Origin of the sequence: Synechococcus sp. R55.7 (genome assembly GCF_047461955.1) — a bacterium.
Classification (GTDB): domain Bacteria; phylum Cyanobacteriota; class Cyanobacteriia; order Thermostichales; family Thermostichaceae; genus Thermostichus.
Genome location: NZ_JANSIC010000197.1, coordinates 2,576 through 4,854, shown reverse-complemented (window position 1 = coordinate 4,854; position 2,279 = coordinate 2,576). Strand labels below are relative to the sequence as shown.

The following is a 2,279-nucleotide window of genomic DNA, read 5'->3' as shown; positions in this document are numbered from 1 at the left end:
AGGTACGGCTTGGGCCTATCGCCAGGGATCCCTGATCTGCCTTGATAGGGCTGTGGGCTGCTTCATTGCCTTGGCCCCTGCCGACTCCTAAACTAGCAGTGAAGCCGACTCAAGGAGGGAAGCATCCTGAGCCCCCAGTTTTGCTTGAAATCATTGGTCAAGTGCTTCAGAAGCAGCATAGACAGCCCAAAGGAGCAGCAGGCCGCGGAAAATAGGCTCCAGCCTTTGGCGAGGGCGGAGGTTCTGAGCATGCCAGCAGTGCAGAGCACTGCCCCCTTGGTGGAGCTGCGCCAAGTTTCCAAGCGCTTCGGCTCGACGGTGGTGCTTGACCACGTGGATCTGAAGGTGTACCGGGGTGAGGCCCTGGGCCTGGTGGGGCCTTCGGGCACCGGGAAATCGACGCTGCTGCGCATCATCGCCGGCCTAACGGAGCCAGACGCTGGAGAAGTGCTCTGGTGCGGGATCCCGCTCCCGGAGATTCAAGCCCATCATGCAACTCCCCCTTTGCGAGTAGGGATGGTGTTTCAGCAGGCCGCCCTCTTCGACTCCCTGACGGTGGAAGAAAACGTGGGGTTTTTGCTCTACGAGCACTCGCAGTTGCCCCGCTCCCGTATTCAGGAATTGGTGGCCGCCAAGCTGGAGGCGGTGGGACTGGCGGGCAAAGAGCACAACCTGCCAGAAGAACTCTCGGGGGGGATGCGCAAACGGGCCAGCTTCGCCCGCGCCATTATGGAGGATCCTTCTCTGCCCCAGGATGAGCCCCAATTGCTGCTGTACGACGAGCCCACAGCGGGCTTGGATCCCATTGCCTCCACGGTAATTGAAGATCTCATCCGGGAGCTGCAGCAGGTGAAAAAAGCCTGTGAGAGCTACATTGTGGTGACCCACCAGCACAGCACCATTTACCGCGCCACCGACCGCATTGTCCTGTTGGCTCAGGGGCGGGTGCAGTGGGAGGGATCCGTGCAGCAGATTGAAACGTGCGATAACCCCTTTGTGCGGCAGTTTTTCAGCGGTAGCGTAGAAGGGCCAATTCAAGTGGCGGGGCAGGTGTGATGCGTTCGCGAGCAGTGCGAGAAGGGGCAGTGGGCCTGTTGATCCTGGCGGGGGCGCTGGGCTTTGCCGGCCTGTTTTTGTGGATCTACAACCTGCGCTTCGGCAGTCGCGGCTTTCAATTTACCGTCACCTATACCAACGTGGCCGGGCTGGCCGAGGGATCCAGCGTGCGGCTGCGGGGGGTAACCGTAGGTCGGGTGGAGCGTATCACGCCTCAACCCAATCAAGTGGAGGTGCAGGTGGCCATTGACCAGCCTTTGGCTATTCCCCGCAACGCCCTGTTTGTAACCAAACAGACGGGGTTGGTGGGGGAAACGGTGATGGACATCCTGCCCCAGGGGAGGGGTCAGGCGGCAACGGGATCCCCTCTGGCAGCGGATTGCGACAGCAGTCAAATCATCTGCGATGGGGATGTGGTGGAGGGCAAACCTGGAGTGGATTTTGGCCAGTTATTGATCCGGCTGGATCAGTTGCTCACACGGATCAACGACGATGAGCTCTTCGACACCCTTAACGCCACCCTAGAAGGGCTCACCCGCGTTGCCAATAGCGTGGCCGATCTCTCAGAAACCGTGGAAGAGCGAGTAGCTGCCCTGCGCACCGAAGATCTGGACTTGTTGCAATTCACGACCGCTGCCACAGCCATCCAAGACGCGGCTGGGGCTGTGAGGGGAACTGCCCGCAGTTTTCAAGCGGCTGCCGATCAATTCACCGCCCTGGTGGATCAAAACCGCACTTCCCTTAACGCCGTCCTGGAGAACATTCAGCAGGTGAGCGCCGATCTCCAGGCCATGTCGAGCGCGGTGCGCCCGCTGGTTACCGATCCGCAACTCCAGGCCGATGTGCGCCAGATCCTGGCCGAGGTGCGAGCGGCTGCGGAGAACGTGGCCCAAGCTACCGAAGATCTGCAGCAGATTGCCGCCAGCCTCAACGATCCGGGCACTTTAGCTACTCTGCGCCAAACCCTCGATTCCGCCCGCATCACCTTTCAGAATATGCAAAAAATTACCGCCGACATCGACGAGCTGACCGGGGATCCCCAGTTTCGCCGCGGCATTCGAGAGTTGGTATTGGGGCTGAGCAACTTGGTCTCCAGCGTCCCTGGGGAAGATGGGATCCAGCCCGCGGTGGCCGAAGGGTATCACTTTCGTTTTGCGCCCGTCTCTTTTGCCCAGGGGATTGTCTCTGGATCCCAAGGATGGCAGCCGCAGACTTCCCCATAA

Annotated in this window: 2 protein-coding genes; both read left to right on the top strand. The window is 60.3% G+C overall.

Translation table 11 applies throughout. The annotated features are described in order from the left end of the window. The first annotated feature begins 249 nt into the window (after positions 1 to 249). Positions 250 to 1,056, top strand: a complete 807-nt coding sequence (locus tag NW820_RS10105; RefSeq protein ID WP_414355855.1) for an ABC transporter ATP-binding protein — start codon at positions 250 to 252, stop codon at positions 1,054 to 1,056. Next, positions 1,056 to 2,279 (top strand): MlaD family protein, encoded by a 1,224-nt coding sequence (locus NW820_RS10100; RefSeq protein ID WP_414407414.1) that lies wholly within the window; start codon positions 1,056 to 1,058, stop codon positions 2,277 to 2,279. Before NW820_RS10105 ends, NW820_RS10100 begins: the two co-directional genes overlap by 1 nt.

Bases quoted from the DNA above. Each gene is read 5' to 3' on its own strand.
- NW820_RS10100 (WP_414407414.1), top strand. From the start codon at position 1,056: ATGCGTTCGCGAGCAGTGCGAGAAGGGGCAGTGGGCCTGTTGATCCTG.
- NW820_RS10105 (WP_414355855.1), top strand. From the start codon at position 250: ATGCCAGCAGTGCAGAGCACTGCCCCCTTGGTGGAGCTGCGCCAAGTT.